Source organism: Methylomarinovum caldicuralii (assembly GCF_033126985.1).
In the GTDB taxonomy this organism is placed as follows: domain Bacteria; phylum Pseudomonadota; class Gammaproteobacteria; order Methylococcales; family Methylothermaceae; genus Methylohalobius; species Methylohalobius caldicuralii.
In genome coordinates this window covers 2,188,313-2,214,769 of the sequence record NZ_AP024714.1, presented here as the reverse complement: position 1 = coordinate 2,214,769, position 26,457 = coordinate 2,188,313, and the positions used below count along the sequence as shown (strand labels likewise).

General features: G+C 64.8%; 24 protein-coding genes. 9 read left to right on the top strand and 15 right to left on the bottom strand.

Annotated features, from left to right (window positions below):
• Positions 1–3: 3 nt before the first annotated feature.
• On the bottom strand, positions 4–1,368 hold the full coding sequence (gene gltA, locus MCIT9_RS11255; protein ID WP_317704976.1) for a citrate synthase: 1,365 nt from the start codon (positions 1,366–1,368) through the stop codon (positions 4–6).
• 125 nt (positions 1,369–1,493) lie between these two features.
• On the opposite strand from gltA, the gene MCIT9_RS11250 reads away from it, so the two are divergent.
• Together MCIT9_RS11250 and MCIT9_RS11245 are read left to right on the top strand one after the other, a co-directional pair.
• Entirely contained in the window at positions 1,494–3,074 is a 1,581-nt protein-coding gene (locus tag MCIT9_RS11250) for a peptide chain release factor 3 (protein WP_317704975.1), read from the top strand.
• A gap of 303 nt (positions 3,075–3,377) precedes the next feature.
• Positions 3,378–3,815, top strand: a complete 438-nt coding sequence (locus tag MCIT9_RS11245; RefSeq protein ID WP_317704974.1) for a c-type cytochrome — start codon at positions 3,378–3,380, stop codon at positions 3,813–3,815.
• A gap of 61 nt (positions 3,816–3,876) precedes the next feature.
• Here the strand turns inward: MCIT9_RS11245 and MCIT9_RS11240 are convergent, their stop codons facing one another.
• On the bottom strand, positions 3,877–4,836 hold the full coding sequence (locus tag MCIT9_RS11240; protein WP_317704973.1) for a WD40 repeat domain-containing protein: 960 nt from the start codon (positions 4,834–4,836) through the stop codon (positions 3,877–3,879).
• Positions 4,833–6,224 (bottom strand): siroheme synthase CysG, encoded by a 1,392-nt coding sequence (cysG, locus tag MCIT9_RS11235; RefSeq protein WP_317704972.1) that lies wholly within the window; start codon positions 6,222–6,224, stop codon positions 4,833–4,835. Before cysG ends, MCIT9_RS11240 begins: the two co-directional genes overlap by 4 nt.
• Before the next feature lie 56 nt (positions 6,225–6,280).
• On the opposite strand from cysG, the gene MCIT9_RS11230 reads away from it, so the two are divergent.
• On the top strand, positions 6,281–6,508 hold the full coding sequence (locus MCIT9_RS11230; RefSeq protein WP_317704971.1) for a sulfurtransferase TusA family protein: 228 nt from the start codon (positions 6,281–6,283) through the stop codon (positions 6,506–6,508).
• Here MCIT9_RS11230 and MCIT9_RS11225 read toward each other — a convergent pair.
• Positions 6,505–7,221, bottom strand: a complete 717-nt coding sequence (locus tag MCIT9_RS11225) for a histidinol-phosphatase (protein ID WP_317704970.1) — start codon at positions 7,219–7,221, stop codon at positions 6,505–6,507. The genes MCIT9_RS11230 and MCIT9_RS11225 overlap by 4 nt on opposite strands.
• 88 nt (positions 7,222–7,309) lie before the next feature.
• Here MCIT9_RS11225 and MCIT9_RS11220 point away from each other — a divergent pair, with 88 nt between their 5' ends.
• The 3 genes from MCIT9_RS11220 to MCIT9_RS11210 are packed head-to-tail and all read left to right on the top strand — an operon-like array spanning position 7,310 to position 9,538.
• Entirely contained in the window at positions 7,310–7,825 is a 516-nt protein-coding gene (locus tag MCIT9_RS11220; RefSeq protein WP_317704969.1) for an RNA pyrophosphohydrolase, read from the top strand.
• 57 nt (positions 7,826–7,882) lie between these two features.
• A complete protein-coding gene (locus MCIT9_RS11215; protein WP_317704968.1) occupies positions 7,883–8,323 on the top strand; it encodes a hypothetical protein in 441 nt (146 codons plus the stop codon).
• 24 nt (positions 8,324–8,347) lie between these two features.
• Complete coding sequence (locus tag MCIT9_RS11210; protein ID WP_317704967.1) at positions 8,348–9,538, top strand: TonB-dependent receptor; 1,191 nt, start codon at positions 8,348–8,350, stop codon at positions 9,536–9,538.
• Here MCIT9_RS11210 and cpdA read toward each other — a convergent pair.
• The 6 genes from cpdA to MCIT9_RS11180 all read right to left on the bottom strand — a co-directional run bounded on the left by cpdA (position 9,535) and on the right by MCIT9_RS11180 (position 16,348).
• The gene (gene cpdA / locus MCIT9_RS11205; protein ID WP_317704966.1) at positions 9,535–10,362 is read right to left on the bottom strand and encodes a 3',5'-cyclic-AMP phosphodiesterase; all 828 of its coding nucleotides are present in this window, start codon (positions 10,360–10,362) and stop codon (positions 9,535–9,537) included. The genes MCIT9_RS11210 and cpdA overlap by 4 nt on opposite strands.
• Positions 10,353–11,660 (bottom strand): amino-acid N-acetyltransferase, encoded by a 1,308-nt coding sequence (argA, locus tag MCIT9_RS11200; protein WP_317704965.1) that lies wholly within the window; start codon positions 11,658–11,660, stop codon positions 10,353–10,355. Before argA ends, cpdA begins: the two co-directional genes overlap by 10 nt.
• Before the next feature lie 140 nt (positions 11,661–11,800).
• Entirely contained in the window at positions 11,801–13,498 is a 1,698-nt protein-coding gene (ilvD, locus tag MCIT9_RS11195; protein WP_317704964.1) for a dihydroxy-acid dehydratase, read from the bottom strand.
• Between the two features lie 28 nt (positions 13,499–13,526).
• Positions 13,527–14,198, bottom strand: a complete 672-nt coding sequence (locus tag MCIT9_RS11190) for a TIGR04211 family SH3 domain-containing protein (protein ID WP_317704963.1) — start codon at positions 14,196–14,198, stop codon at positions 13,527–13,529.
• An 84-nt stretch (positions 14,199–14,282) separates the two neighbouring features.
• Positions 14,283–15,176 carry an ornithine carbamoyltransferase gene (argF, locus tag MCIT9_RS11185; RefSeq protein ID WP_317704962.1) on the bottom strand — a complete coding sequence of 298 codons (894 nt, stop codon included), beginning with the start codon at positions 15,174–15,176 and terminating at the stop codon, positions 14,283–14,285.
• Positions 15,173–16,348, bottom strand: coding sequence for an acetylornithine transaminase (locus MCIT9_RS11180; protein WP_317704961.1), 1,176 nt, complete (start codon positions 16,346–16,348; stop codon positions 15,173–15,175). The genes argF and MCIT9_RS11180 overlap by 4 nt, the downstream gene beginning before the upstream one ends.
• Positions 16,349–16,541: 193 nt before the next feature.
• Here MCIT9_RS11180 and MCIT9_RS11175 point away from each other — a divergent pair, with 193 nt between their 5' ends.
• The 3 genes from MCIT9_RS11175 to miaA are packed head-to-tail and all read left to right on the top strand — an operon-like array spanning position 16,542 to position 20,550.
• On the top strand, positions 16,542–17,840 hold the full coding sequence (locus tag MCIT9_RS11175) for an N-acetylmuramoyl-L-alanine amidase (protein ID WP_317704960.1): 1,299 nt from the start codon (positions 16,542–16,544) through the stop codon (positions 17,838–17,840).
• Positions 17,837–19,606, top strand: coding sequence for a DNA mismatch repair endonuclease MutL (gene mutL / locus MCIT9_RS11170; protein ID WP_317704959.1), 1,770 nt, complete (start codon positions 17,837–17,839; stop codon positions 19,604–19,606). The genes MCIT9_RS11175 and mutL overlap by 4 nt, the downstream gene beginning before the upstream one ends.
• Positions 19,606–20,550, top strand: a complete 945-nt coding sequence (gene miaA / locus MCIT9_RS11165; RefSeq protein WP_317706741.1) for a tRNA (adenosine(37)-N6)-dimethylallyltransferase MiaA — start codon at positions 19,606–19,608, stop codon at positions 20,548–20,550. Before mutL ends, miaA begins: the two co-directional genes overlap by 1 nt.
• Here miaA and MCIT9_RS11160 read toward each other — a convergent pair.
• The 5 genes from MCIT9_RS11160 to MCIT9_RS11140 form a co-directional block, all read right to left on the bottom strand.
• On the bottom strand, positions 20,527–23,325 hold the full coding sequence (locus tag MCIT9_RS11160; protein WP_317704958.1) for a TonB-dependent receptor: 2,799 nt from the start codon (positions 23,323–23,325) through the stop codon (positions 20,527–20,529). The two genes, miaA and MCIT9_RS11160, sit on opposite strands and share 24 nt — an antisense overlap.
• 327 nt (positions 23,326–23,652) lie before the next feature.
• On the bottom strand, positions 23,653–24,807 hold the full coding sequence (locus MCIT9_RS11155; RefSeq protein WP_317704957.1) for a tetratricopeptide repeat protein: 1,155 nt from the start codon (positions 24,805–24,807) through the stop codon (positions 23,653–23,655).
• A gap of 2 nt (positions 24,808–24,809) precedes the next feature.
• Positions 24,810–25,463 carry an energy transducer TonB gene (locus tag MCIT9_RS11150; RefSeq protein WP_317704956.1) on the bottom strand — a complete coding sequence of 218 codons (654 nt, stop codon included), beginning with the start codon at positions 25,461–25,463 and terminating at the stop codon, positions 24,810–24,812.
• On the bottom strand, positions 25,460–25,864 hold the full coding sequence (locus MCIT9_RS11145; protein ID WP_317704955.1) for an ExbD/TolR family protein: 405 nt from the start codon (positions 25,862–25,864) through the stop codon (positions 25,460–25,462). Before MCIT9_RS11145 ends, MCIT9_RS11150 begins: the two co-directional genes overlap by 4 nt.
• Entirely contained in the window at positions 25,857–26,447 is a 591-nt protein-coding gene (locus MCIT9_RS11140) for a MotA/TolQ/ExbB proton channel family protein (protein WP_317704954.1), read from the bottom strand. The genes MCIT9_RS11145 and MCIT9_RS11140 overlap by 8 nt, the downstream gene beginning before the upstream one ends.
• Positions 26,448–26,457 lie beyond the last annotated feature (10 nt).

Genomic DNA, 26,457 nt, shown 5'->3' with positions numbered 1-26,457 from the left:
GGGCTACTTTTCCCCGCCGCCCCAGAACCGGCTCCAGGTGCGGTGTCCCGGTGCGGGGCGCTTTTCCATCGGCACGAAGGGACGCTGGGGGGCGCCGACGTAGAGCTGGCGCGGGCGGCCGATCTTGGACTCGGGATCGGAGATCATCTCCTTCCAGTGGGCCACCCAGCCGACGGTGCGGCCGATGGCGAACAGCACCGTGAACATCCGGGTCGGAAACCCCATGGCGCGCAGGACGATGCCGGTGTAGAAGTCCACGTTGGGATAGAGCTTGCGTTCGATGAAGTATTCGTCCTGGAGGGCAACCTTCTCCAGCTCCATCGCCAGCTCCAGCAGCGGGTCGTCCTCGTGTCCCAGGGCCTCCAGCACCTCGTAGCAGGTCTCGCGCATGATGGCCGCGCGCGGGTCGTAGTTCTTGTAAACCCGGTGGCCGAAGCCCATGAGCCGGAAGGGATCGTTCTTGTCCTTGGCGCGGGCGATGTATTCGGGAATGCGGCGCTTGTCGCCGATCTCCATCAACATCTTCAGCACCGCCTCGTTGGCACCGCCGTGGGCCGGCCCCCACAGGGAGGCGATGCCGGCGGAGATGCAGGCGAAGGGATTGGCGCCGGAGGAACCGGCCAGCCGCACCGTGGAGGTGGAGGCGTTCTGCTCGTGGTCGGCGTGGAGGATGAGAATGCGGTCCAGCGCCCTAACCAGCACCGGATCGGGGCGGTATTCCTCCGACGGCACCGAGAAGGTCATGTAGAGCAGGTTCTCGGCGTAGCTGAAGTCGTTGCGGGGATAGACGAAGGGGCGGCCGATGGTGTAGCGGTAGGCGTAGGCGCCGATGGTGGGCATCTTGGCGATGATGCGGTAGGCGGCCAGCATGCGCTGCTCGGGATCGTAGATGTCGGTGTCCTCGTGGTAGAAGGCCGACAGCGCCCCCACCACCCCGACCATGATCGCCATCGGATGGGCGGCGCGGGTGAAGCCGCGGAAGAAGTGCATCAACTGGTCGTGGATCAGGGTGTGGCGTTTGATATCGTTGACGAATTCCGCCTTTTCCTCCGGCGAGGGCAGTTCGCCATAGAGCAGCAGGTAGCAGACCTCCATGTAATCGCTCTGGGTGGCCAGCTCCTGGATCGGGTAGCCGCGATAGAGAAGCACCCCCTCCTCACCGTCGATGAAGGTGATCGCCGACTTGCACGAGGCGGTGGAGGTGAAACCGGGATCGTAGGTCAACACCCCGGCCTCGCCGTAGAAATTGCGGATGTCGATGGCCGGCGGTCCCAGGGTGCCGTGGAGCAGGGGGCGCTGGTAGCGTTTGCCGTCGCGTTCGTCGATCAGGGTGAAGCGGTCGTTCGTCCGGGTCTGGTTCTCCGCCATGACGAAAACCCTCGTGGTCGCTGAGAGGATTTAAGGTTACCACGAATCCCGGCAGGGAATGAAAGGCGGCGCTGCCGATCCAACAGCCGGTATAATCGAAGGCTTTTTTCAGACCAGAACCACCCATGACCGATCTGCACCAGGAAATCGCCAAACGCCGCACCTTCGCCATCATTTCCCACCCCGACGCCGGCAAGACCACCCTGACCGAGAAGCTGCTGCTGTTCGGCGGTGCCATCCAGATGGCCGGCGCGATCAAGGGCCGCAAGGCAGCGCGCCACGCCACCTCCGACTGGATGGCGCTGGAGAAGCAGCGCGGCATTTCCGTGACCACCTCGGTGATGCAGTTCGAGCACGGCGGCTGTCTGTTGAATCTACTCGACACCCCCGGGCATGCCGACTTCTCCGAGGACACCTACCGCACCCTGACCGCGGTGGACTCGGCTCTGATGGTGATCGACAGCGCCAAGGGGGTGGAGGAACGCACCATCAAGCTGATGGAGGTGTGCCGCATGCGCGACACCCCCATCATCACCTTCATCAACAAGCTCGACCGCGAGGGGCGCGAACCTATCGAACTGCTCGACGAGATCGAGGCGGTGCTCGGCATCGCCTGTGCGCCGCTTACCTGGCCTATCGGCATGGGGCAGCGTTTCAAGGGTGTCTATCATCTGGAAGAGGACGCCGTGCATCTGTTCGACGCCAGGCACCGCGACCGGGTGGTCAAGGGGGAGATCATCGAGGGACTGGACAATCCCCTGCTCGATGAACGTCTCGGGGAGCAGGTCGGCGAACTGCGCGAGGAGATCGAACTGGTGCGCGGCGCCAGTCACCCCTTCGATCACGCGGCCTATCTGCAGGGCCGGCAGACACCGGTGTTCTTCGGTTCGGCGATCAACAACTTCGGCGTGCTCGAACTGCTCGACGCCTTCGCCAAATATGCGCCGCCGCCGCGGCCGCGGGCCGCGCTCGAGCGGGTGGTGTCGCCGGACGAGCCCAGGTTCAGCGGTTTCGTGTTCAAGATCCAGGCGAACATGGATCCCCAGCACCGCGACCGCATCGCCTTCCTGCGTATCTGCAGCGGCAGCTACCGCAAGGGCATGAAGCTGTACCACGTGCGTTTGGGGAAACAAATCACCGTCGCCAACGCCATGACTTTTCAGGCCGCCAGCCGCCAGCACGTGGAGGAAGCCTGGCCCGGCGACATCATCGGCCTCTACAACCACGGCACCATCCAGGTGGCCGACACCTTCACCCAGGGAGAAAAGCTCAAGTTCGGCGGCATTCCCTATTTCGCCCCGGAGCTGTTCCGCCGTGTGGTACTCAAGGATCCGCTCAAGGCCAAGGCGCTGCACAAGGGCCTGCTTCAGCTCAGTGAGGAGGGGGCGACCCAGGTGTTCAGGCCGCTGAAGAACAACGATCTGATCCTGGGTGCCGTGGGGGTGCTGCAGTTCGACGTCACTGCCTTCCGCCTGCGGGACGAGTACAACGTGGAATGCGGCTACGAACCTGTCAACGTCGCCACCGCACGCTGGATCGAGTGCGACGATCCCAAGGTGCTGGAGGAGTTCAAGCGCAAGAACTTCGAATATCTGGCCGAGGACGGCGGCGGTTTTCTGGTCTATCTGGCGCCGACCCGGGTCAACCTGCAGCTGGCCGAGGAACGCTGGCCGGATGTCCGCTTCAAGGCGACGCGGGAACTGTAAAAACTCATCACCTATTCCTTCTGCCGGAGGGGCTGGAAAGGGGCTGTCGGCGGCCAGGGACGGTCGCTCCGGGCCTAAATTCAGGGAAGAATTTCGGTCCGGCAGCCCTTTTCCAGCCCTGGATTTGTAAGTCGATAGGTGTCAGGCTGTGAAAATTTCCCGCCGGGGGTGGCTTTGGGCTTTGCTATAATTTTTTTCTTGTGTACCTGTTTCAGGATAGAGGTCCCAAGGGGGTTCAGTGAGGATTCAGAGGATGGCCGCTATCCTGTCACTACCGACAATCCGCAAAGGAGGACCTGACTGATGAAACTGCGTAAACTGATCATGGGTGTGGCGATGGCAGCCGGCATGGGCCTGACTGCCCAGGCGTTCGCCGTCGAGTTCACCCAGGACGAAATGCTGTGGCTGGGGATGAAGATCTACGAGCGTACCGCCGGCCGTGGCTGTGGTACCTGCCACGACGTGCGTCCGTTCCCGGATCTGACCGAGAGCATCAAGAAACTGAGCAAGGAAGAATTCCTCAAGGTGGTCAAGGAAGGCCGTCCGGGTACCATCATGACGCCGATGGCGCCGCAGATCATGAAGATCGGCCTGGTGGAAAAGGCCTGCATGACCGAAGATCAGGCCCTCGACGCCCTGTACGCTTATCTGAAGGCTTTGTCCGATGGCAAGATTAAGGGCAAGGTCAAAAAGCCCAAGACTCTGAAGGATAAGATGAAGGCCTGCAAGGCAGGAAGCTGAGCCGTCACGGCATCACATTAAGGAGGCGGCCCGGTCATCACCGGGCCGTTTTCGTTGGGCGTCACTTTTTCTTTTTGCCGCGGATCGTCCACAGCTGGACGGCGCCGTCAGAGGTGGCGCTGAGCAGCTGTTTTCCCCCCTTCACGAAGCGCAGCGCCAGCACCGGTGCCGAGGTGGGTTTGAGAATGCCGGCCTGACGCGGCAGAAACTGGCGCAGCAGCTTGCCACGTTTGAGACTCCAGAGCCTGATGCCTTGGGAAGGATGGCCGGTAGCCAGCAGCCCCTCCGAGGGGGTGAAGGCGGCACGGGTGACGGTGACGTATTGGGGCCCGAGTTGCCGTTTCAATTTGCCGTCGGCAGTCTTCCAGACCTGGATCGGACCGAGGAGCGGATTGGTCAGGGCGTAGGTGCCGCGGTCGGAAAGGGTGACGGCGGCCAGTTTGCCCCGTTGTCTCCAGCTGTAGCGCAGCCTGCCGTCTTGCAGATCCCACAGTTTGGCGCTGCCATCGTCGCTGCCGGTGAGGGCGAAACGGCCCTGGCGGTCCAGAGCCACGGTCTTGACCGCGCGGTCGTGGGGGAAGGCGAAACGGGTCTTGCCGTGGCGCAGGGAGAAATAGACCGCCCGGTCCCCGAGACCGATCAGCGCCCACCGGCCGTCGGCCGACAGCGCCAGGCTGTGGATGTCTTCCAGGGCCCAGGAGGCCAGGGGCCGCCCGCTGCCGGTGTCCCACCAGGCCAGGCCGTTGCGGTCGGCGGTGACTGCGAAACGGCCGTCGGCGGTGACCGCGACGGCGATCATCTCCTGCTCTGCCTGGCCGTGACGGAAACTGTGGAGCAGCTTTTTCGGTTTCAGTTGCCACCACTGGGCTCCCTGGTCGATGCTGGCCAGCAGGGCATGGTTGTCGGCCACCGCGGCGGCGGTGATACCGCCGGGAACCAGCTTCCAGGTCTTCAGGGGCGGATTGGCATCGCCACAGGCGCTCAGAAGCAGGGTCAACAACAGGGACAGAATCATTTTCATCGCTGATTTCCTTGGAACCAGGCCAGTTTGTCATGCAGGCGCACCACTTCGCCCACGATCACCAGGGTGGGCGGGACAACGCCGGCTTGTCGGGCCCTGTCCGCCAGCGTCGCCACGGTGGCCACCACCACCTGTTGCTGCGGGGTGGTGCCGGCCTGAACCAGGGCCGCGGGCATGGCCGGATCCATGCCGTGGGCGACCAGAGCCTGACAGATCTCCTCTAAGCCTAGCAGACCCATGTAGATCACCAAGGTCTGACGGGGAGCGATGAGCCGGTTCCAGTCCAGGTTGGGGCGGTCGCCGCGGCGGTGGCCGGTGACGAACAGGCAGGAGTGGGCATAGTCGCGGTGGGTCAGGGGAATGCCGGCGTAACTGGCGCAGCCGGAGGCGGCGGTGATGCCGGGGACCACGATGAAGGGAACGCCTTCGTCCGCTAGGGTTGCGATCTCCTCGCCGCCGCGGCCGAAAATGAAGGGGTCGCCGCCCTTGAGGCGCACCACCCGCTTGCCCTGTTTCGCCAGCCGCACCAGCAGCGTATTGATGGCATCCTGGGGCAGGGTGTGGTCGGCGCGGGCCTTGCCGGCGTAGATCTTTTCCGCATCGCGGCGGATCAGTTCCAGAATCGGTTGCGACACCAGGCGGTCGTAGACCACCACATCGGCTTCCTGAAGCAGGCGCAGGGCGCGCAGGGTGAGCAGCTCGGGATCGCCGGGGCCGGCCCCCACCAACGCCACGTAGCCGGGGAGGGGGCGGTCCGTTTCCGCGGCCTTCAGGGCCTGCTCCAGGGCCCGGGCGGCGGCCTGTTCCTGACCGGCGTGCAGCAGTTGAGCGGGGGCGCCGTCGAAGACCTGCTCCCAGAAACGCCGCCGCCTCTGGACCGGGAGACGGCGTTTGACCGTTTCCCTGAAACGCCCGGCCAGGGCCGCCAGCCGTCCCAGACTGGCTGGCAGCAGGGTTTCCAGCCTGGCCTTCACCAGCCGCGTCAGGACCGGTGCCCGGCCACCGCTGGAGACGGCGACCACAACCGGGGAGCGGTCGACGATGGCCGGCAGGATGAAATCGCAGTCGTCCGGTTGATCGACGGTGTTGACCCAGATGCCGCGCCGGCGTGCCTCGGTCGCGATACGGCGGTTGAGGGCGAGGTCGTCGGTGGCGGCGATGACCAGCGCGGCGCCGTCCAGGGCGGCGGGGGTGTAATCCTGACGCCGCAATTGGATTTCGCCCTTACGGGAGAGGGTTTCCAGTTGCGGGTGGAACCGGGGGGCGATGACGCTGACTTCGGCGCCCGTCCGGCGCAGCATTTCGGCTTTCCGCAGGGCCACCGCGCCACCGCCGACCACGAGACAGGGGCGGCCGGTGAGTTTCAGGAACAGCGGCAGGTAGTCCATCGGCGGCAGACCGGTTTTGCTATTATTGGCATCTGACGGGAAAATTTCGATGCATCATGGAATCCGATCGCGAACTGGACACCAGCGGGCTGCATTGCCCGCTGCCGCTGCTCAAACTGAAAAAAGTTCTCAACGAGATGGCCCCGGGCCAGATCGTCCACGTCATCGCCACCGACCCGGCGTCGGAGCTGGATTTCGGCGTCTTCTCCGAGCAGAGTGGCAACGAGATCCTGCAACGCCGCCGGGAAGACGGGATATTCCATTACTGGATCCGCAAGGCTTAAGACGTCTCCCGTTTCACCGGTTCCGTACCTTGGCGCAGGCTGAGGATGGGCCAGCCGCGCGCCGAGGCCTGCGCCGCCAGGGTCGGGTCGGGATCGACGACGACCGGGTGGCCGACCTGCTCCAGCAGCGGCAGGTCGTTATGGGAATCGCTGTAGAAGGTCGCCCGGCGCAGATCGTAATCGTGGTGCTGCAACCACTGGCGCAGGCGTACGACCTTGCCTTCCTGGAAGCAGGGGGTGCCGACAAAATCCCCGGTGTAGCGGCCATCCTTGAATTCCGGCTCGGTGGCGATCAGGTCGTCGACGCCGAAGCGGGCGGCGATGGGGGCGGTGACGAAGGCGTTGGTGGCGGTGATGACCACCAGCCTGTCGCCGCGGCGGCGATGGCAGTCCACCAGCTTTTGTGCCGCCGGCAGCAGGATCGGTTCGATCTTCTCGGCAAGGAACTGTCGTCGCCAGGTCTCGAGCTGTTCAGGATCGTGTTCGGTCAGCGGTTTCAGGGCGAAGCGCAAGAAGGCGCGGATGTCGAGACGGCCGCGGCGGTAGTCGTCGTAGAAGCGCCGGTTGGCGGCCTCGTAGTGGTCGCGGTCCACCAGGCCCCGCTCGACCAGGAACTGGCCCCAGAGATAATCGCTGTCACCGCCCAGAAGGGTATTGTCGAGATCGAAGAGCGCCAGGGCGGGCGCACGCTGAGGGTCGGATTCGGGAATCACGAAAGTTGCCTGTGGTACCGGGTGAGTGTAGCTTATAAAGAATGGAGAACGTAAATTCTATCACCGAAAGCGATTTGCAGGCTTAGACATGATTGATGCCGATGGATTCCGTCCCAATGTGGGGATCGTGCTCTGCAACGATGCCGGCCGGGTGTTCTGGGCCCGGCGAGTGGGAATGCGGTCGTGGCAGTTTCCCCAGGGAGGCATCAAGCGCTGCGAGGACCCTGAGGCGGCGATGTACCGGGAACTGTATGAGGAGACCGGCCTGTCCGTGGACGATGTCGAGGTGATCGGCCGGACCCGCGACTGGTTGCGCTACCGTCTGCCGGCGCGCTACATCCGGCGTCATTCCCTGCCGCTGTGCATCGGCCAGAAACAGTTGTGGTTCCTGTTGCGCCTGCGGGCCGACGAAACCCGGATCTGCCTTGACCGTTGCGGCAGGCCGGAGTTCGACGCCTGGCGTTGGGTGGAATATTGGCACCCGCTGCGCGAAGTCGTCTATTTTAAGAAGGAGGTTTATCGCCGGGCGCTGACCGAACTGGGACGGTTGCTGGTTTCGGCTTCGGTGCCGATCGATCCCCGGGGGTTTCTGGCGGCGGACTAGGGCCGTTCCCGTGGCTTGCGCCCGGCCTCCCGATTGACTGGAGGAAGCTTGTTCGTTTTGGGACGTGTTTGGCGGCTTACGGTTTTTCTGCTGATCGGCCTGGTGCTGTCGGTGGGGGAGGGGGGCGAGGACCCGGTGCAGGACGTCGTCGTCGCCGTTCATCCCGGTGTTTCCGTCACCCGCCTTTCCCGCAACGAGCTGCGCGCTATTTTCGCCATGCGCCGGCGTGTCTGGCCTGACGGCACGCCGGTCCGGCTCTATGTGCTGCCGGACGATCATCCCCTGCACCGGGCTTTTTGCAAACGTATCCTTCACGTCTATCCCCACCAACTGCGCCGGATCTGGGACCGCAACGTCTATTCGGGAACCGGTCAGGCACCGGTCGAGGTTGACGACGTGAAAACCCTGCATGCGCGTATTGCCGCCAACCCCGGGGCGATCGGTTATCTTCCCCCCGAATGGATCGACGAACACGTGAAGCCGGTCGAGGTTCGGTGAGGGGATGGACACTATACTCGAAGCATGAAATTCGTACGCAAGTGGCTGCCGATTCTGATTGTCGCCTGGGGGGCAGTGCCGGTTTCCGCCTGGGAGGTACCGGGTGCGGACGGCCTCCAGGTTCACGGTTTCCTCAGCCAGGGCTTCACCTGGACTTCCGGCAATCGCTGGTATGGCAGGAGCGAGGACGGCAGCCTGGATTTTCTCGAGGCCGGGCTCAATGTCTCCTACCGCCCTACCGCCAGTCTGATGCTGGCGGCCCAGGGGCTCTACCGCCGGGCCGGTCGGGTGGATCCCAATCAGTTGCGCCTCGACTACGCCCTGGCCGACTGGACCTTCTGGTCTCGATCCGTCGGCCGGGCCGGGTTGCTGCTGGGGCGGGTCAAGAATCCCTTCGGCCTGTACAGCGAAACCCGCGACGTCGCCTTTACCCGCCCCACCATCTTCCTGCCCCAGAGCATCTATTTCGATCGCACCCGCAATCTCGGGCTCGCCAGCGACGGGGTGCAGTTCTACGGAGAACGTTACAGCGACTGGGGCGACTGGTTCCTGCGCCTGGGACTGGGATGGCCCAACGGGGTCGGAGACAAGGAATTCGAGCGCCTGACTCTGGGCGGGGACAGAGCGGGGGATTTCGATCCTCATCTGTCCTACATCGGCCGTCTCAGTTACGAATACCAGGGAGGGCTGGTACGGCTGGCAGTGACCGGAGCCATCGTCAATGACCGTTACCAGCCGGGGCGGGACGATTTTTTCAGAGCCGGGGAGCCGCGTTTGAAACCGCTGATCTTCTCCGCCCAGTACCACGGCGAGCGGCTGTCGCTGACCGGCGAATACGCGTTGCGCTTCCTCGACATCCACGGTTTCGGCCGTCACTTGCCCGACACCGAAATCACCGGGGAGAGTTACTACCTGCAGGGCAGCTACCGGGTGCTTCCCAAGCTGGAGGCGGTGTTGCGTTACGATGTCTATTTCGCCGACCGCGACGACACCAGCGGCCGCCGTTACGCCCGCCTCACCGGCAGGCCCCGCCACGCCCGCTTCGCCCGTGACTGGACCGTGGGGCTGCGCTGGGACGTCACGCCCTGGTGGATGCTGCGGGCCGAGTGGCACAAAGTGGACGGCACCGGCTGGCTCGCCGCTTCCGAGAACGACATGCAGGGACGCCAGCGGCGCTGGCACCTGTTCGCGCTGCTGACCTCGTTCCGTTTCTAATAGCCCCCGGCATCGAAGTCCAGCCCGCCGGGGAGATCGGCCAGGCGTTCCACCCAGGTGCGGAGACGGCCGTGGGGTGACAGTTCGAGCCAGCGCCAGCCGGGGGGCAGGGCGTCGAGGGCGAAGTCGTCGCTGCCGGGTTTGAACTGAAAGCAGGTGGAGGGTGCGCTCCACAGGGGGATATCCCGACAGCGGCCGTTGAATGCCTGGTGGACGTGGCCGAAGACGATGCCCTTGACCTGGGGGTGTCCTTCCAGCCGCCGCCAGAAGGTTTCGGCGTTCTGCAGTTGCATGGTGTCCATCCAACGGCTGCCGACGGCGATTGGGGGGTGGTGGAGGGTGATCAACGCCGGCAGCCGGCAGCGCTCGAGACAGCGCCGGAGCCAGTCCAGCTGGGAAGGGGCGAGCCTGCCGGCGTGGGAGCCGGGCAGGTGGCTGTCGAGGGCGATCAGCTGCCATGCGTCGCCCAGAATGACCTGACCGGCGCAGTGATGGCTGTCTCCACAGAGAATCTGCTCCAGCAGCCGGGGATCGTCATGGTTGCCCGGAAGCGCCAGCCAGGGACAGGGAAGCGGGGCCAGGTAGCGGTGCAGGCGCCGGTAGGGGGGGGGCAGGGGTTCCTGAACCAGATCGCCGGTGAGCAGGAGGAGGTCCGGCGGCCAGGGGGGGTGGCGTCGCAGGGCTTCGAGGACGGCTTGAAAGCTCTTTTCGGTGTCGACGCCCATCAGGGTGTCCCCCGGTTGGGGGAGAAAATGGCAGTCGGACAGTTGCAGCAGCCGCAACGGGGAACGGTCAGCCGGCAGCCGCCAGGTGGTCAGAGACATTTGATCAGCACCTTGGAATTGCGCTGGGCATTGTAGCAGCGCTGGCGCTGGACCGGCAGATCGGCGAAGGTGGCCGGCTGGAAGCCGCGTTCCCGGAACCAGTGCAGGGTACGGGTGGTGAGGACGAACAGCCGCTCCAGCCCCTGGCGGCGGGCCCGGTCCTCGATGTGTTCCAGCAGCCGCTGGCCGCGGTTTTCCCCCCGGTAGTCCGGGTGCAGGGCCAGGCAGGCCAGTTCCCCCATCTTCACTTCCGGGAAGGCGTGCAGGGCGGCGCAGCCGATTACCAGGCCGTCGCGTTCGATGACGCAGTAATCGGCCAGGTCCGTCTCCAGTTTCTCCCGGGAGCGTTTGACCAGGACCCCTTCCCGCTCCAGGGGTGCGATGAGTTCCAGGATGCCCGGGATGTCGTCAAGGCGGGCCGGGCGCAGGGATTCGAAGGGCTGGCGGGAGATCAGGGTGCCGGCGCCGTCGCGGGTGAACAGTTCCAGCAGCAGGGCGCCGTCGAGATGGCGGTCGAGCAGGTGGGCGCGTTCGACGCCGCCTTCCACGGCGGTCACGGCCGCCTCCACGTGGGAGGCGACCGGTGCCGGGAAACGCTTCCGGTGCAGGTGGGTTCTGGCCTCGCTGCTGGTCAGCTGGGCCACCGGCTCGTCATCTAGGCGGCAGGGTTGTTCCATCAGGATCAGGAATTTGTCGGCCCTGAGGGCGGTGGCGACGGCGGTGGCCACGGCCTCGGCGCGGAGGTTGAAGACCTCGCCGGTGGGGGAGTAACCGAGCGGGGGGATCAGCACCAGACGTTCCTGGGCCAGCAGCGCCTGGATGCCCGGCGCGTCGACCCGGCGCACCTCGCCGGTGTACTGGAAGTCGATGCCGTCGATGACGCCCAGGGGTTTGGCGGTGATGAAGTTGCCGGAAACCACCGGCAGGCGCATCCCGGCCATGGGGGAATCGGCCACCCCCAGCGACAGCCGGGCCTCGATTTCCACCCGGACCTGGCCTGCGGCTTCCTTGACGCATTCCAGGGCGGCCGCATCGGTGATCCGTTGTCCCCGGTGGTAGCGGCAGGCGATACCGCGCTGCTGCAGGCGGGCTTCGATCTGGGGGCGGATGCCCGGGACCAGCACCAGGCGGATGCCAAGGCCGTGGAGCAGGGCGATGTCGTGGACCAGGCTGGCGAAGCGGGGTTCGTCGGCCACCGCCTCGCCGCCGAAATGGATCACGAAGGTCCGTCCGCGATGTGCATGGATGTAGGGCAGGGCACCCCGGAACCAGCGGACGAAGGCGGCCGGATCGATCATGGCCGGCGTGTTGGCGGGTGTGGGATTTCCGGGATGCCGTGAACCCTTCTCTGGGGGCCCGGACCCGGCCGTCCAGGCCGGTTACGCCCTTCAGACCCTTCCCCGCGGCCGCCGGTGCCTGCGCGGTTCCTGCCCACGGATCAGAGCTTGTCGGCAAGATCCTTGTCGGTGACGGCGCCTTCCGAGGCGGAGCTGACCAACGCCGCGTACTTGGCGAGGATGCCGCGGGTGTAGCGGGGAGCGGGTTTGCGCCAGCGGGCCAGGCGGGCCTGGATTTCCTCGTCGCTCAGGTGCAGGCGCAGCTCCCGGGTTTCGGCGTCGATGGTGATGGTGTCGCCGTCCTTGACGATGGCCAGGGGGCCGCCGACGTAGGCCTCCGGGGTGATGTGGCCGACCACGAAGCCGTGGGTGCCGCCGGAGAAGCGGCCGTCGGTGATGAGGGCCACGTCCTTGCCCAGCCCCTTGCCCATCACCGCCGAGGTGGGGGACAGCATCTCGCGCATGCCGGGGCCGCCCTTGGGCCCTTCGTAGCGGATGACGATGACATCGCCCTTCTGCACCGTGCCGTCAAGAATGCGCTGCAGGGCTTCCTCCTCGCACTCGAACACCCGGGCGCTGCCGGTAAAACGCAGACCTTCCTTGCCGCTGATCTTGGCCACCGCGCCTTCCGGGGCCAGGTTGCCCTTGAGGATGACCAGGTGGCTGTCCTTCTTGATGGGGTTGTCGAGGGGGCGGATGATGTCCTGGCCTTCCGGGTAGGGGGCGACATCGGCCAGGTTCTCCGCCAGGGTCTTGCCGGTGACGGTGAGGCAGTCGCCGTGCAGCAGGCCGGCGTCGAGCAGCGTTTTCATCAGCGGCTGGATGCCGCCGATCTCGATCAGGTCGGCCATGTGGTAGCGGCCGCTGGGTTTGAGGTCGGCCAGCACCGGCACCTGCCTGCCGATGCGGGTGAAGTCGTCCAGGCTCAACGGCACGCCGCAGGCCTCTGCCATCGCCAGCAGGTGGAGGACCGCATTGGTGGAGCCGCCCAGGGCGATGACCACGGTGATGGCGTTCTCGAAGGCCTGGCGGGTCATGATGTCGCGGGGCTTGAGGTCCAGCTCCAGCAGCCTGAGCACCGCTTCGCCGGCACGTTCACAGTCCTGCTGCTTTTCCGGGGAGACGGCGGCCTGGGCCGAGGAACCGGGCAGGCTCATCCCCAGCGCCTCGATGGCCGAGGCCATGGTGTTGGCGGTGTACATGCCGCCGCAGGCACCGGGGCCGGGGATGGCCTGGGATTCGATCTCGTGCAGGGCGGCGTCGTCGATCTGGTCGTTGGCACGGGCGCCGACGGCTTCGAACACCGAGACGATGTCCAGTTTCCTGTCGCCACAACTGCCGGGCAGGATGGTGCCGCCGTAGACGAACACCGCCGGGCGGTTGAGGCGCGCCATGGCGATCAGGCAGCCGGGCATGTTCTTATCGCAGCCGCCGATGGCCACCAGGCCGTCGTAGCCCTGGCAGCCCATCACGGTTTCGATGGAATCGGCGATCACCTCGCGGGACACCAGGGAGTACTTCATCCCTTCGGTGCCCATGGAGATGCCGTCGGAGATGGTGATGGTATGGAACAGGATGCCCTTGCCGCCGTTTTCCTCGATGCCGCGGATGGCATACTGGGCCAGCTGATTGATGTGCATGTTGCACGGGGTCACCATGTTCCAGGTGGAGGCGACACCGATCTGGGGTTTCTGGAAGTCCTCGTCCTTGAAGCCCAGGGGATGAAGCATCGCCCGGCTGGGGGCGCGCTCGTAACCGTCGACGATCTGGGAGGAATGGGGGCGTTTCTTGTCGGTCATGGTGGGTTGGATCTCCGTTGCGAATCGGTTAAAGAGAGGACAGGGAGTCCCAGCCGCGCTTGCGGCGCCAGCCCAGCCGCGGCAGGATCAGCCCCAGCAGGATGCCGCCGCCGAGAACCCCGGCGCCGATGAGGAACCAGCGCTGCGAGTTCTCCCGGCTCAAAGCCTGGTTTTCCAGCTGCAGCTGCTTGAGCTGCCGCTCCAGATCGGCGACCCGCTCGCGCAGACGGTTGCGTTCGTCCTGGATTTCCAGGGCGTGGGCGGCGGCGTTGCGGATGCGCTGCAATTCCGCCTCCAGCTGGGCGCTGCGCTGGGCCAGCTGGGTGCGTTCGCTGCTCAGACTGCCCTGCTGCGACTTCAATTCGGTCAGTTCCTGCTTCAGCGCGGCGTTTTCCTGGCGCAGCCGTTCCAGAGCCGCCTGGGCCTGGGCCAATTGTTGACGGGCGCTGGGCTGGTCGGACAGGTAGCGAGTCAAGATCCAGCCCTCGGTGCCGTCGCGGAGGCGGATGCGGGAATAGCCGCTGTTGCGATCGCGCTCCAGCACCGTAACCGGATAGCCGCTGGGGAGGCGGCGCAGGATCTTGTACTGGGTGCCCTTGCCGGTCCGCACCAGCACCTCGACCCGGTCGGTGACGTAGGCGGTTTCAGCCGCCAGGACGAGCGCCGGCAACCAGGCCAAAAGAAATATCAGAACTTTCACGGCAGCTTCCTGGACCTAGGGTGAAAAACAGGCATTGTAAATCCTCTGGGGACAATGCCAAAGACGGTGCGGGACGGAAAAGGTTTACCCCGCCAGGAATTCCATCAATGCCTTCTGGGCGTGGAGGCGGTTTTCCGCCTCGTCCCAGACCACGCTTTGCGGTCCCTCCAGTACTTCGGCGGCGACTTCCTCGCCACGGTGGGCCGGCAGGCAGTGCATGAACAGGGCGTCCGGCTTGGCCAGGGCCATCAGCGCGGGGGTGACCTGGAAATCCCGGAAGGCGGCGATGCGTTGCTGCTGTTCCTCCTCCTGCCCCATGCTGGCCCAGACGTCGGTGACCACCAGGTCGGCGTCACGGGCGGCCGCCTTGGGATCGTGGCCGAGGGTGACGTGGTCGCCGGCCTCGGCCACCAGCTGCGCCTCGGGCTCGTATCCGGAGGGGCAAGCGATGTGGAGATGAAAATCGAACAGCACCGCGGCGTTGATGTAGGACTGGCACATGTTGTTGCCGTCGCCGATCCAGGCCACCTTGCGGCCCCGGATGTCGCCGCGGTGCTCGACGTAGGTCTGCACGTCCGCGAGCAGCTGGCAGGGATGGAAGCGGTCGGTGAGGCCGTTGATGACCGGCACCGCAGAATGGTTGGCGAAATGCACCACGGTGTCGTGACGGTGGGTGCGCAGGACGATCAGGTCCACCATCCGCGACATCACCCGGGCGGTGTCCTCCAGCGGTTCGCCGCGGCCGAGCTGGGAATCACGCGGCGACAGAAACACCGCCGCCCCGCCGAGCTGGACGATGCCGGCTTCGAAGGACACCCGGGTGCGGGTGGAGGCCTTTTCGAAGATCATCCCCAAAAGCTTGTTGCGGAGGGGCTCGTAGGGCGCCTTGAGGGCCTTGAGGGCAATGGCGCGGTCGATGAGGTGACGCAGTTCCTGCGGGCTCAGGTCGCGCAGGGTGAGAAAGTGGCGTGGTTTCACGGTTTGTCCAGGGTGTTCACGATGAGGGTTGAAAGGGTGTCGAGCAGCTGCCCCGCCTGGTCGTCGTCGAGGATCAGGGGCGGCAGCAGCCGGACCACGGAGGTGGCGGTGACGTTGATCAAAACGCCCGCCGCCAGCGCCTGGGATACCAGCATGCCGCAGGGGCGGTCGAGTTCGATACCGAGCATGAGGCCCTGGTGGCGGATGTCCCGGATGCCGGGGAAATCGCCGAGACGCTCCCGGAAGCCGGCGGCCAGCTGCCGGCCCAGGGTCTGGGCCCGGGGGAGGAGGTCTTCCGCTTCGATGATGTGGAGCACCTCCAGGGCCACCCGGCAGGCGAGGAAGTTTCCGCCGAAGGTGGAACCGTGCATCCCCGCCTGCAGCACCTCGGCCGCCTCCCCCCGGGCGAGGCAGGCGCCGATGGGAAAGCCGTTGCCCAGGGCCTTGGCCAGGGTCATGACGTCGGGAACGATCCCGGTGCGCTGATGGGCGAACCAGTGACCGCAGCGGCCGATGCCGGTTTGCACCTCGTCGAGCATCAGCAGCCAGCCGTGGCGGTCGCAGAGCCGGCGCAGCCGGGCCAGATAATCCGCCGGCGGCACCCGTACCCCGCCCTCGCCCTGGACCGGTTCCACCAGGACGGCGACGATGTCGGGATCGTCCGCCAGGGCCGCGACCGCTTCCGCCTGTCCGAAGGGACAGTGGACGAAACCCGCCACCAACGGCTCGAAACCCTGCCGGACCCTGGGATTGCCGGTGGCGCTGAGGGTTGCCAGGGTGCGGCCGTGGAAGCTGCCTTCCATGACGACGATCTTCGGCGTTGCGATGCCGCGGCGGTGGCCGTAGGCGCGGGCCAGCTTGATCGCCGCTTCGTTGGCCTCGGCGCCGGAATTGCAGAAGAAAACGTTGTCCATCGCCGCCAGCCGGGTCAGCTCGGCCGCCAACTGCTCTTGGAGCTCGATGCGGTAGAGGTTGGAGGTGTGCCACAGGCGCTTGGCCTGGTCGCACAGGACCTGAGCCAAACGCGGATGGGCGTGCCCCAGATTGCACACGGCGATGCCGGCCAGCGCGTCCAGATAACGCCGGCCTTCCGTGTCCCACAGCCAGGCGCCTTCGCCGCGGACGAAGGCCACCGGCAGACGGGCGTAGGTGGGCATGACGGCGGAGGTCATGATCACTTTCCTCGCGTTCAGTGAAAAACAAAAAGGCAGCCGCGCGACTGCCTGAAATGCAGAATTCTAACGGAATGGGTCGGCAGGGAACAAGCCGTGGGCGGAAAGCGACCAAAAATCGGGGTTTTCGCCACGATCCCCTCAGAATTGACGATATAATCAGAACACTGAGCGCGAGATTGCGGAGGGCGCCATGGGATTGAGGGTCTGGCTGGGCCTGCTGCTGGGATTGCTGATGCAGGCCGGATGGGCGCTGGAGGTTTACGGGGTGCGTTACTGGAACGCGCCCGATCACGTGCGCCTGGTCCTGGACGTTTCCCAGCCGTTCAAGCCGAAAGTGTTCGGCTTGGAGAATCCCAGACGCCTGGTGCTGGACCTGCCGCAGGGCCGCCTCAAGGCCGCCCTGCCGCGGATCGACGCCAGCGTCCCTTACGTGCGGCGGATTCGCAGCGGTCATCCGCACAAGGGTGTGTTGCGCCTGGTGCTGGACCTGAAGACGGCGGTACGCCCCAAGGTGTTCACCCTGCCGCCCGGCGATCGCTACGGCCACCGGCTGGTGGTGGATCTCTACGGCGCCAAGGGGGCCGCGCCGTCCCGTCCGGCACCGAAGCCTCCCCGGCCGCCACAGGCGCTTCGGGATGTGGTGGTCGCCATCGATCCGGGGCACGGCGGGGAGGATCCCGGCGCCATCGGCCGCCACGGCACCCGGGAAAAGGATGTGGTGCTGGCCATCGCCCGCAAGCTGGCCAAGCTCATCGACGACACACCGGGGATGCGGGCGGTGCTAATCCGCAAGGGGGATTATTACGTCCCCCTGCGGCGCCGGATCGCCCTGGCGCGTCAGGCCAAGGCGGATCTGTTCGTTTCCATCCACGCCGATTCCTTCAAGAATCCCCGGGCCAGCGGCGCGGGGGTTTACATTCTGTCCGAGCGCGGCGCCTCGAGCGAGGCGGCCCGCTGGCTGGCGGCGCGTGAGAACGCTTCCGACCTCGTCGGCGGCGTCAGTCTGGACGACAAGGACGAGACCCTCGCCAAGGTGCTGCTCGACCTGTCCCTGACCGGCACCCGTGAGTACAGCCAGCGTCTGGCCCGGGAAGTGCTGGAGGAACTGAAGCGCATCGGCCGCATTCACCACAGTGGCGTGCAGCAGGCCGGTTTCGTGGTGCTGAAATCCCCCGATATTCCTTCGATCCTGGTGGAAACGGCATTCATCTCCAACCCCGCCGAGGAGCGGCGGCTGCGCAGCGGCAAGTACCAGTGGTACTGGGCCAGGGCGCTGCACCGCGGCATCCGCGATTACTTCCAGCGCCACGCCCCGCCGGGGACTTATCTGGCTGCGCGGGCGCGGCGGCACGTGATCGCCCGCGGCGAGACCCTGTCGGAAATCGCCCAGCAGTACGGCGTCAGCCTGCAGGCGCTGATGGAATACAATGCCCTGGAAGGCAGCCGGGTGCGGGCCGGACAGGTGCTCAGGATTCCGGTGGGCGGATGACTCGGATTCGCTTGCTGCCGCCCCAGCTGGTGGGGCAGATCGCCGCCGGCGAGGTGGTGGAACGGCCCGCCTCGGTGGTCAAGGAGCTGGTGGAGAACAGTCTCGACGCCGGGGCGCGCCGGGTGGACGTGCAGGTGGAGGCCGGCGGGGTCGGTCTCATCCGGGTGCGGGATGACGGGATTGGCATCGCCCGCGAGCATCTGCCGCTGGCGCTGGCGCGCCACGCCACCAGCAAGATCGCCACGGCAGAAGATCTGCTCCAGGTGCGCACCCTGGGATTCCGCGGCGAGGCGCTGGCGAGCATCGCCGCCGTCTCGCGCCTGGAGCTGATTTCCCGCACCGCCGCCGAGCCTTGCGGCTGGCGCCTGGCGCTGGCGGGGGGTGACGAAATACCGGAGCCGGTGCCGGTGGCCCATCCCCGCGGCACCACCGTGACCGTGGCCGATCTGTTCCACAGCGTGCCGGCGCGGCGCAAGTTTCTGCGCAGCGAGCGCACCGAGTTTTCCCACATCCAGCATTTTCTCGAACGCCTGGCGCTGAGCCGCTTCGACGTCGGTTTCTCCCTGCGCCACAACCAGCGTGAGGCCTGGAAGCTTCCCCCGGCGCCGGGGGAGGATCAGTGGTCGCAGCGGGTGGCGGTGGTATGGGGCAAGGAATTCGTCGAACAGGCGCTCCTGATCGAATGGAACCACGGGCCGCTGCGGCTGTGGGGTTGGCTGGGGCTGCCGGCGGTGGCACGGCGCCAGGGGGACCGGCAGTGGTGGTACGTCAACGGCCGGCCGGTGCGCGACAAGCTGCTCCTGCACGCGCTGCGTCACGGTTATCGCGACGTCCTCGGCGGCGACCGCCAGCCGGCGGCATTGCTGTATCTGGAGCTGGATCCGGCCCTGGTGGACGTCAACGCCCATCCCGCCAAGCTGGAAGTGCGGTTCCGGGAGCCGCGCCAGGTGCGCGATTTCATCGCCCAGTCGGTGTACCGTTCCCTGGGGCAGGTCCGTCCCGGCCCCAGCCCGCCGCCGAAGCCGCCCGCACCGGCCGTCTCCGGTTCTTCTTCGTATCCACCGCCCGCCGCCCGGCCGCAGCCTCAGGTCAACGAGGCCCTGGCCTTCTACGAGGCCCTGCACCCGCCGCCTGCACCCGCCGCACCGGCGGAGCCGGCCGCCGATACCGGAACGGAGGCTGCGCCGCCTTTGGGTTATGCCCTGGCCCATCTGCACGGCATCTACATCCTGGCGGAAGCCGAAGGCGGGTTGGTGATCGTCGATGCCCACGCCGCCCACGAGCGCATCGTCTACGAGAAGTTCAAGCGCCAGCTGGAGCGCGGCGAGGTGGTGCGCCAGCCGCTGCTGTTGCCGGTGAAGCTGCAGGTGGGCCGAGGGGAAGCCGAACTGGCCCAGCAGCACCAGGACCTGCTGCTGAGCCTCGGCCTGGAGGTGGACCGCCTGGGTCCGGAAACCCTGGTGGTGCGGTCGCTGCCGGCCCTCCTGGGGCGGGCGGACGCGGCGGAGCTGGTGAAGGGGGTACTGGCGGAACTGGCCCGCTTCGAGGCGGTCACCGGGGTCGAGACGGCCGTCCGCGAGCGTCTGGCCACCTGTGCCTGTCATCGGGCGGTGCGGGCCGGGCAGCGCTTGAGCCGGGAGGAGATGAACGCCCTGTTGCGGGAGCTGGAATGCACCGAGCGCGGCGGCCAGTGCAACCACGGCCGCCCCACCTGGGTCAAACTCGATTTTCAGACCCTGGATCGCTTTTTCCACCGCGGCCGTTGATGTCCCGTCCGAAGATTTTGCTGCTCATGGGGCCGACGGCGGCCGGCAAGAGCGATCTCGCCATCGAACTGGCACGGAGGCTCGGGGGCGAGATCGTCAGCGTCGATTCCAGCCTGGTCTACCGCGGCATGGACATCGGCACCGCCAAGCCGCCGCCGGCGCTGCGGGCCGAAATTCCCCATCACCTCGTCGATATCCTCGACCCTGCGGAAAGCTATTCCGCCGGCCGTTTCCGCCGCGATGCCCTGGCGGCGGTCGAGGCGATTCTGGCCCGCGGCCGCCGGCCGATCCTGGTGGGAGGGACGATGCTGTACTTCAACGCCCTGCTGCGCGGCATCGCCCCGCTGCCGCCGGGCGATGCGGCGGTACGGGCCGCCATCGACCGGGAGGCGGCCCAGGTCGGCTGGGTGGAACTACACCGCCGGCTGGCCGCCCTCGACTCGGAGGCGGCGGCCCGCATCCATCCCAACGATCCCCAGCGGATCCAGCGGGCCCTGGAGGTCTGGCGCCTCACCGGCAGACCCCTGAGTTGGTGGTGGCGGCAGGTGGGACAGGAAACACTGCCTTTCCAGCCGCTGAAGGTGGTGATCGCCCCGCGTGACCGCCAGGCACTGCACCGCCGCATCGAAGCCCGCTTCCACGCCATGCTGGAGGCAGGTTTGATCGAGGAGGTGGAGCGTCTCTACCGCCGCGGCGATCTCCATCCCGGCCTGCCGTCGATGCGCAGCGTCGGCTATCGTCAGGTCTGGGGATATCTGGCCGGGGAATACGATGACGCCGCCATGATCGACAAGGCCGTCATCGCCACCCGCCAGCTGGCCAAACGCCAGTTCACCTGGCTGCGGCGCGAGCGTGACGCGCTTTGGCTGGAAGGTGGCCAAAAAGAGGAGGGGGTTGCGTGTCTGGTGGAACGCATCAAATCAGAATTGGAAGTTAATGACTAAGGCGAATTCGCGCCCACGGCGGAAAGCACGGACCGTTTTCGGCCCTTGGGTGAAGCGTACGGTACTGTCCAACAAATTCCGCAGGCGCACCTGAGTGGACCAATGACGGTTCCATTTCTGCTTTACGATGAAATCCAACTGATGAAAAGGCTCCTCATAGATATCCGGTGCGCCCAGTTGTCCCACCTGGGCGATACGGCGGCTGGGGAAGTTGTAGAGCAGGGTGGCCTGGGTGCCCAGATCTTCGTTGTCGTAACCGAGGCGGGCGTTGAGGATGTGTTTGGAAGCGCCCTGCAGCGGCCGTTTGGGCGTGGTCAGTACCTGTAGGTTCTCGGGCAGCAGGGTGACCTCGGATTTGGCAAAAGTGTAGTTACCGCTGAAGAAGAAATTTTCGAACCATGGGTGGATGAAATCCAGATTTTTACGGAACTCGATTTCGAACCCTGTCAAGGTGGCGTCGCCGGTGTTCTGCAATTGTGCCAGATCGGCAGGACCGGCGAGCAATACCTTCTCGATCGGGTTGGTAATCTCCTTGTGGAAGAATGCCAGGGTCAGATTCTCCTTGGGGGAGAAATAATATTCCCAGCGGGCGTCGTAGTTCATGATTTCCGCTTGTTGCAGATCTGGATTGCCGACGGTCTCCTGCAGGGTGTTGGGATCGGTGAAGGGAGCCGGTGACAGTTCGCGGAAGTCCGGCCGGGAGAGGGTCTTGCTCCAGGCCAGACGCAATTGCTGGTCTTCGGAAATCAGCCAGGTGAGGGTGACCGAGGGAATGGCGTCGCGGCTGTCCAGCGTCGAGACGATGGGCTGGTTGTCGGGGGCGAACAACTCGAAGGTCGTGACCGTCTGTTGGTTCTCCTCGATTCTGACCCCTCCGGTCAGGCGCAGCAGGTCGAAGAAGGTGGAATCCAGTTTGACATAGTAAGCCTGGAGATCCTGGGAGGCGCTGTAGTTATCGGTGGAGCGGGTCACTTCGGTCAGGGTGAAGCGCCCCGGCCCGATGTTTTCCGGCGTCAGGATGTCTTCCAGCGGTTGGGCGAGCAGGTCGGGGGAGACGTTGCCGGCATAGCGGAAACGGCGGATGTTCGAATTGCGTTCCCGTTGCGTGGACCAGTAACCGGAAGCCAGCGAACCTTTCAGGCGATCATCGAAAAAGTGATAGGGGAGGGTAAGGTCGATGCGCCAGCTGTCTTCCTGGTCGTCCAGATCGCTGTAGATGATCTGGTTGTTGTCGGTCTTGTTGGAAAATTCGAAGACACCGCCTTTGTTGAGGTTCTGATCGTAGCGGTAGCGCCGTTCCTTGGGGGCGTAACGGCTGGCGACGGCGTGGGAATAGAGGAACTTCAGGTTCAGGTCGTTGAGAAAAGCGAAGGTTTGGTCGGTGCCCGCCTGCCAGTTGAACAGCTCGTTTTCCCGATACCACAGGCGTACCCGGCGCAGGCCGGCGCCTTCGGTGTTGCTGAAGCCTTCTCGGATGCGGGTGAAGTCGGTGCTTTGACGCAGCAGCATGACCCGGCCGAACAATTTGTGTTTTTCCCGCCAGGTGCTTTCCACATTCAGATAGGCGTTGGTATTGACTTCCCGGACGGTGCGGAAGACTTTCATGTCTTCTGCCAGCTGTAGTTCCTGGCCGTTGCGGACGGGGACGAATTTGCGCCGGATTTCATGGAAGGTCCGCCAGTTCTGATTCCAGCGGGCAAAGGCATAATAGCCGAAACTGAAATCGCGCCAATGCAGTTTGTCCCCCAGCGCCGCGCTGATTCTGCCGTTAGGGGGAAGGGTATCCCGTTTGACGTTCCATACGTCGGACAAATCTTCGCCGAAGCGTTCGAACTCTTCCTGCGTAAATCCTCCTTTGGCAAAACGGGTTTTGGGCCGGAGTTTGGTGCTGCCGGAAAGACCGCCCAAGGCGTTTTCCAACGATTTCGGGAGCGCCCGGGTGCCGTCGTCCACACCGATCCAGTCGTAATCGCCGCCTTGGTAACGCAGTCCCTTTTCGAACGTCGTGCCGTCGATATAGCTGATTTTTCCGCTCAGGCGGAAAAGAAATTCATCCGGCGTCGAGCGGGTGCGAAGATTGATGATGCCGCCGGAGAATTCCCCGGGCAGGGGGGCGTCATGGGTCTTTTGGACCTGGATGCTGTCCAGCATCGCCGAAGGAAAGAAATCCAGCGGCACCACCCGGCGGGTGGGGTCAGGGGAAGGCATGCTGATGCCGTTGATGAGGATATTGGCATAGCGTTCTCCCAGGCCCCGGATATACGGAAATTTGCCGCGTACGATCGTGACCCCGGCGACGCGCTTGAGCGCGGCAGCCACGTTGCTGTCGCCGGCGCGGCTGATCTGTTCGGCGCCAAGGATATCAGTGACGCCGCTGGAAACCCGCTCTTCGCTGATCGCCGAGGCGACGCTGCCGGCCAAATGGGGCTCGACAACCACGAAAGGCGGCATCTCGATGCCGGCGGGCGTCAGCTTCAAGGTCACCTGCAGGGGTTTCTCACCCGCCACCCGGATGCCTTCTTTCACCATCAGGTTGTAACCGGGGGCGGAAGCCGAGAGGCTGTAGGTGCCGGCCGGAACCTTGACCTGGAAACGTCCCTGGCGGTCGGTAACCACAGGTTGATTCAAACCGCTGATGTAGACCTCGGCGGCGGCAAGCGGTTTGCCGTTGACGGCGCTGATCACCTGGCCTTCCAGAATGGCTGTCGGTTTTTTTTTGGGCTTTCCCGGTGGTTTGCGGCGCTGGGGCCGAAGCGGCTGAGCTTTCCACCGCAATCCGGGGCGGACGGCCGTCGCTGCGGGCATTGATCAAAATCTGCAGGTCTTCCCCAGCCTGGAAATTCCGTTCAATCACCGCAAGGGTGGCGTGTTTCTCGAGGGTGATGCGGTGCTTGCCGGCAGGCAGCGTAATGTCCAGATGGCCATAGGTATCGGTCTGGCCGAGGTGGCGGTCGTCCACCAGTACGCGGACTTGGGGCAGGGGCGTCTGATCCAGGAATACGTAGAGCTGAACGCGGGCCGCATCGGCCCAGGCGGCCAGCGGCAGGGTCAACAGCAGAAGAATAGCGTAGTGCATGTCAGATCGTTTTGTCGCGGATTCGGTCAGGCGCAGCGCCAGGGTTGTTGTTCGCACTGCTGGATCAGGCGGCGCAGTTCCGCCGCCTGGCGGAAGATCTTGGGATCGCGGATGCCCTGCAGCAAAGTTTCCGTCTGCGTGAGACGGCCGGCCTTGAAAGCGGCATAGGCCAATGCGTAGCGCACCGCATCTTCTTGTAACAAGCCGATGCGTCGCAACGGCCTTTGCATGGCCAGGGCCTCCTCGTAACGCTTGAGTGCCAGCAAGATAGCCAGGCGCTGGCGGCGTTTGCGTTTCGGATCGGGAATCTTGCCGTTGAGGTTCAGGGCTTCGTAGAGAGCGCCGGCGCGGCGGTACAGTTCGGCGGCATCGGCATACAGGTTCGGATCGAGGCGGGCGGCCTGTTCCAGGACGAGCGCGGCGGCCAACGGCATGTCACGGCGGATATAGCTGTGAGCCAGTAACTTGGCCAGGATCGGATCGTCAGGATGGCGCAGACGGCCCTTTTCCAGGACGACAGACGCTAAGGACGGTTCGCCGCCGCGCAGCAAGGCGTTGCCCAACGCCGCATAAGCTTTGGCGTCTCCCTGGACTTGGTTCAGGTAGGCCAGTCCCAGCTCGGCCGCCTGGCGGTAGAGCTTCTTGTCCAGCAGGAAATAAACCTGGCGTTTGAGGAATCGGGCGTCCTGGGGAAACTTGCGGCGCGCTTGGGCCAGCGTTTTCCAGGCGTCTCCTTCCTGTTTCAGTTTCCACTGGCTTTGGGCTTTGAATTCGTACAATTGGGGGTATTTATCCAGCAATGCGCCGGTCTGGTCGATCGCTTCGATGGTCTTGGCATAATCGCCAAGACGGTAATAGACCTGCGCCAGATAAACGTAAAGCAGGGGTTCGGCTTCACCTTCAGCCAGTGCTTGCAGCAGTTCGTCCCGGGCTTTGGGATACTGCTGCAACCCTAGATAGGCCAGGCCGGCGATGGTGTGGTAGCGACGGCGGAAGGCCACGTCTTTGTCGCTGTCCCCTTCAGGAAGGGATTGTTTCAGCAGGATTCCGAGCGCACGGGTGTAATGACGGTCCTTGACCATGCGTGCAGCCAGATCCAATTGTGCTGCCGGATCGGCGGGTTTGGCCAATACGTGGCCTGCCAGCATTGCCAGCAAGAGGAAAATGATAAGGTGGCGCATGCTTATCCCAGTTGGAAGACGATTTTCTGCTGGACCCAGGTTTTGACCGGTTTGCCCTGGTAACGGGCCGGCGAGAAACGCCAACGCCGGATGCCTTCCAGGGCGCTGGCATCGAAGATGCCGGGCGGTGAGGATTCCAGTACCTCCGCTTCCACGACGCTGCCGCTTTCGTCGATCAACAGGGACAATATCACGTAACCTTGAATGCCCTTTTTCTTGGCCTGCGGCGGATACCGGAATGGTGCGGTTGAAATTACCTGTGGCGGTTGGTCGACCGTTTCCTGCGTCATGGCATCCACATTGGTGTTGCCGAGCAGGCTGTCGTCGGCGCCAAATTCCAGGCCGACATCGGGGAGGCCGAAGTCGATGCCCGACAGGGCCGCACCCAGATCGGGCGTGGGAACCGGCTTCAAACGCTTACGTTCGACACGCTTGCGTGGCTTGGGCTTGGGTTTCGGTTTGGGTTTCGGTTTGGGGGGCGCCACGTCCAGGGGGGTGAAATGCTGCCGGTGCTGCCGGTCAGGGGCCTTGGCGGCCTCGTTCATCCAGACCACCAGCGTCATGACGGCAGTGGTGCCGACCACGGCGCTCAGCAGCGCCGCACTCCATAAACGCCAGCGGGGTTGGAATTCAGGCTGCAGCTGAATCACCTTCACCCCGCCTCCTGCTCGGTCGCGACGCCGACGTTTTTGGCGCCCGCCAAGCGGGCCTGGTCCACCACCTCCACCAGACGGCCGGACGGTACTTTTTCATCCGTGACCACCAGGACACTATCTGCGCCTTCGTGGAGGAGGCCACGAACCCGGCTTTGCACCATCCAGACCCGTACCGGTTGATTGTCGATATAGACCTGCCCCTGGCTGTCGATATAGATCCGTACCGCCTTGCTCGGCGCCAACGAGGCGCTGGCTGCGGAAGGTCGCTCGATCTCCAGATTCATGTCCTTGACGAAAGTGGTGGTCACCACAAAGAAGATCAGCAAGATGAACACCACATCGATCAGAGGCGAGATGTCGATGTGGCTTTCGGTTTCGCTATCCTGTCTCAATCTACGCATGACTGTTCTCGTGCAGGGATTCGTGAAGCAGATCTTGCAGCTTGAGCAGATCGCTCTCCAGGTTCTTGCGGCGCCGTTGCAGCACCGCCAGGAGGAAATAGCCCGGAATCGCCACCGCCAGCCCCATCTGGGTGGTGAACAGCGCTTTGGAGATCCCGCCGGCGATTCCCCCTGACTGGCGGAAGAGGGCCATCTCCGCCAGTGAATCGAAAGTCTCGATCATGCCGGAAACGGTGCCTAGCAACCCCAACAGGGGCGCGATCACCACCAGTGCCTTGGCGGTCGTTTCAAAGCGCGCCAGCCGTTTGCGCACCGCATAAAACAGGGTATCCAGTGCACTGAAGCGGCTGGGGTCACGCTGAACGATCTCGGCCGCCAGGCGGCACGTGCAGGGGAGTATTCCATGCCCGCGGGGCGTTTTCCCCTGCAGAATCTGCCGGCACAGTTGCTCAATCTCGGTACGGGTGCCGCGTTGCAGCAGCATGAAGCGATAACCGATGATTAACCAAAGGAGAAAGAGGGTTGAGCCCAAAAGCGGCATCACCCAGCCGCCGGCCTCCAGATAGGCCAGCAGATGCGTCATCGAGATCGGC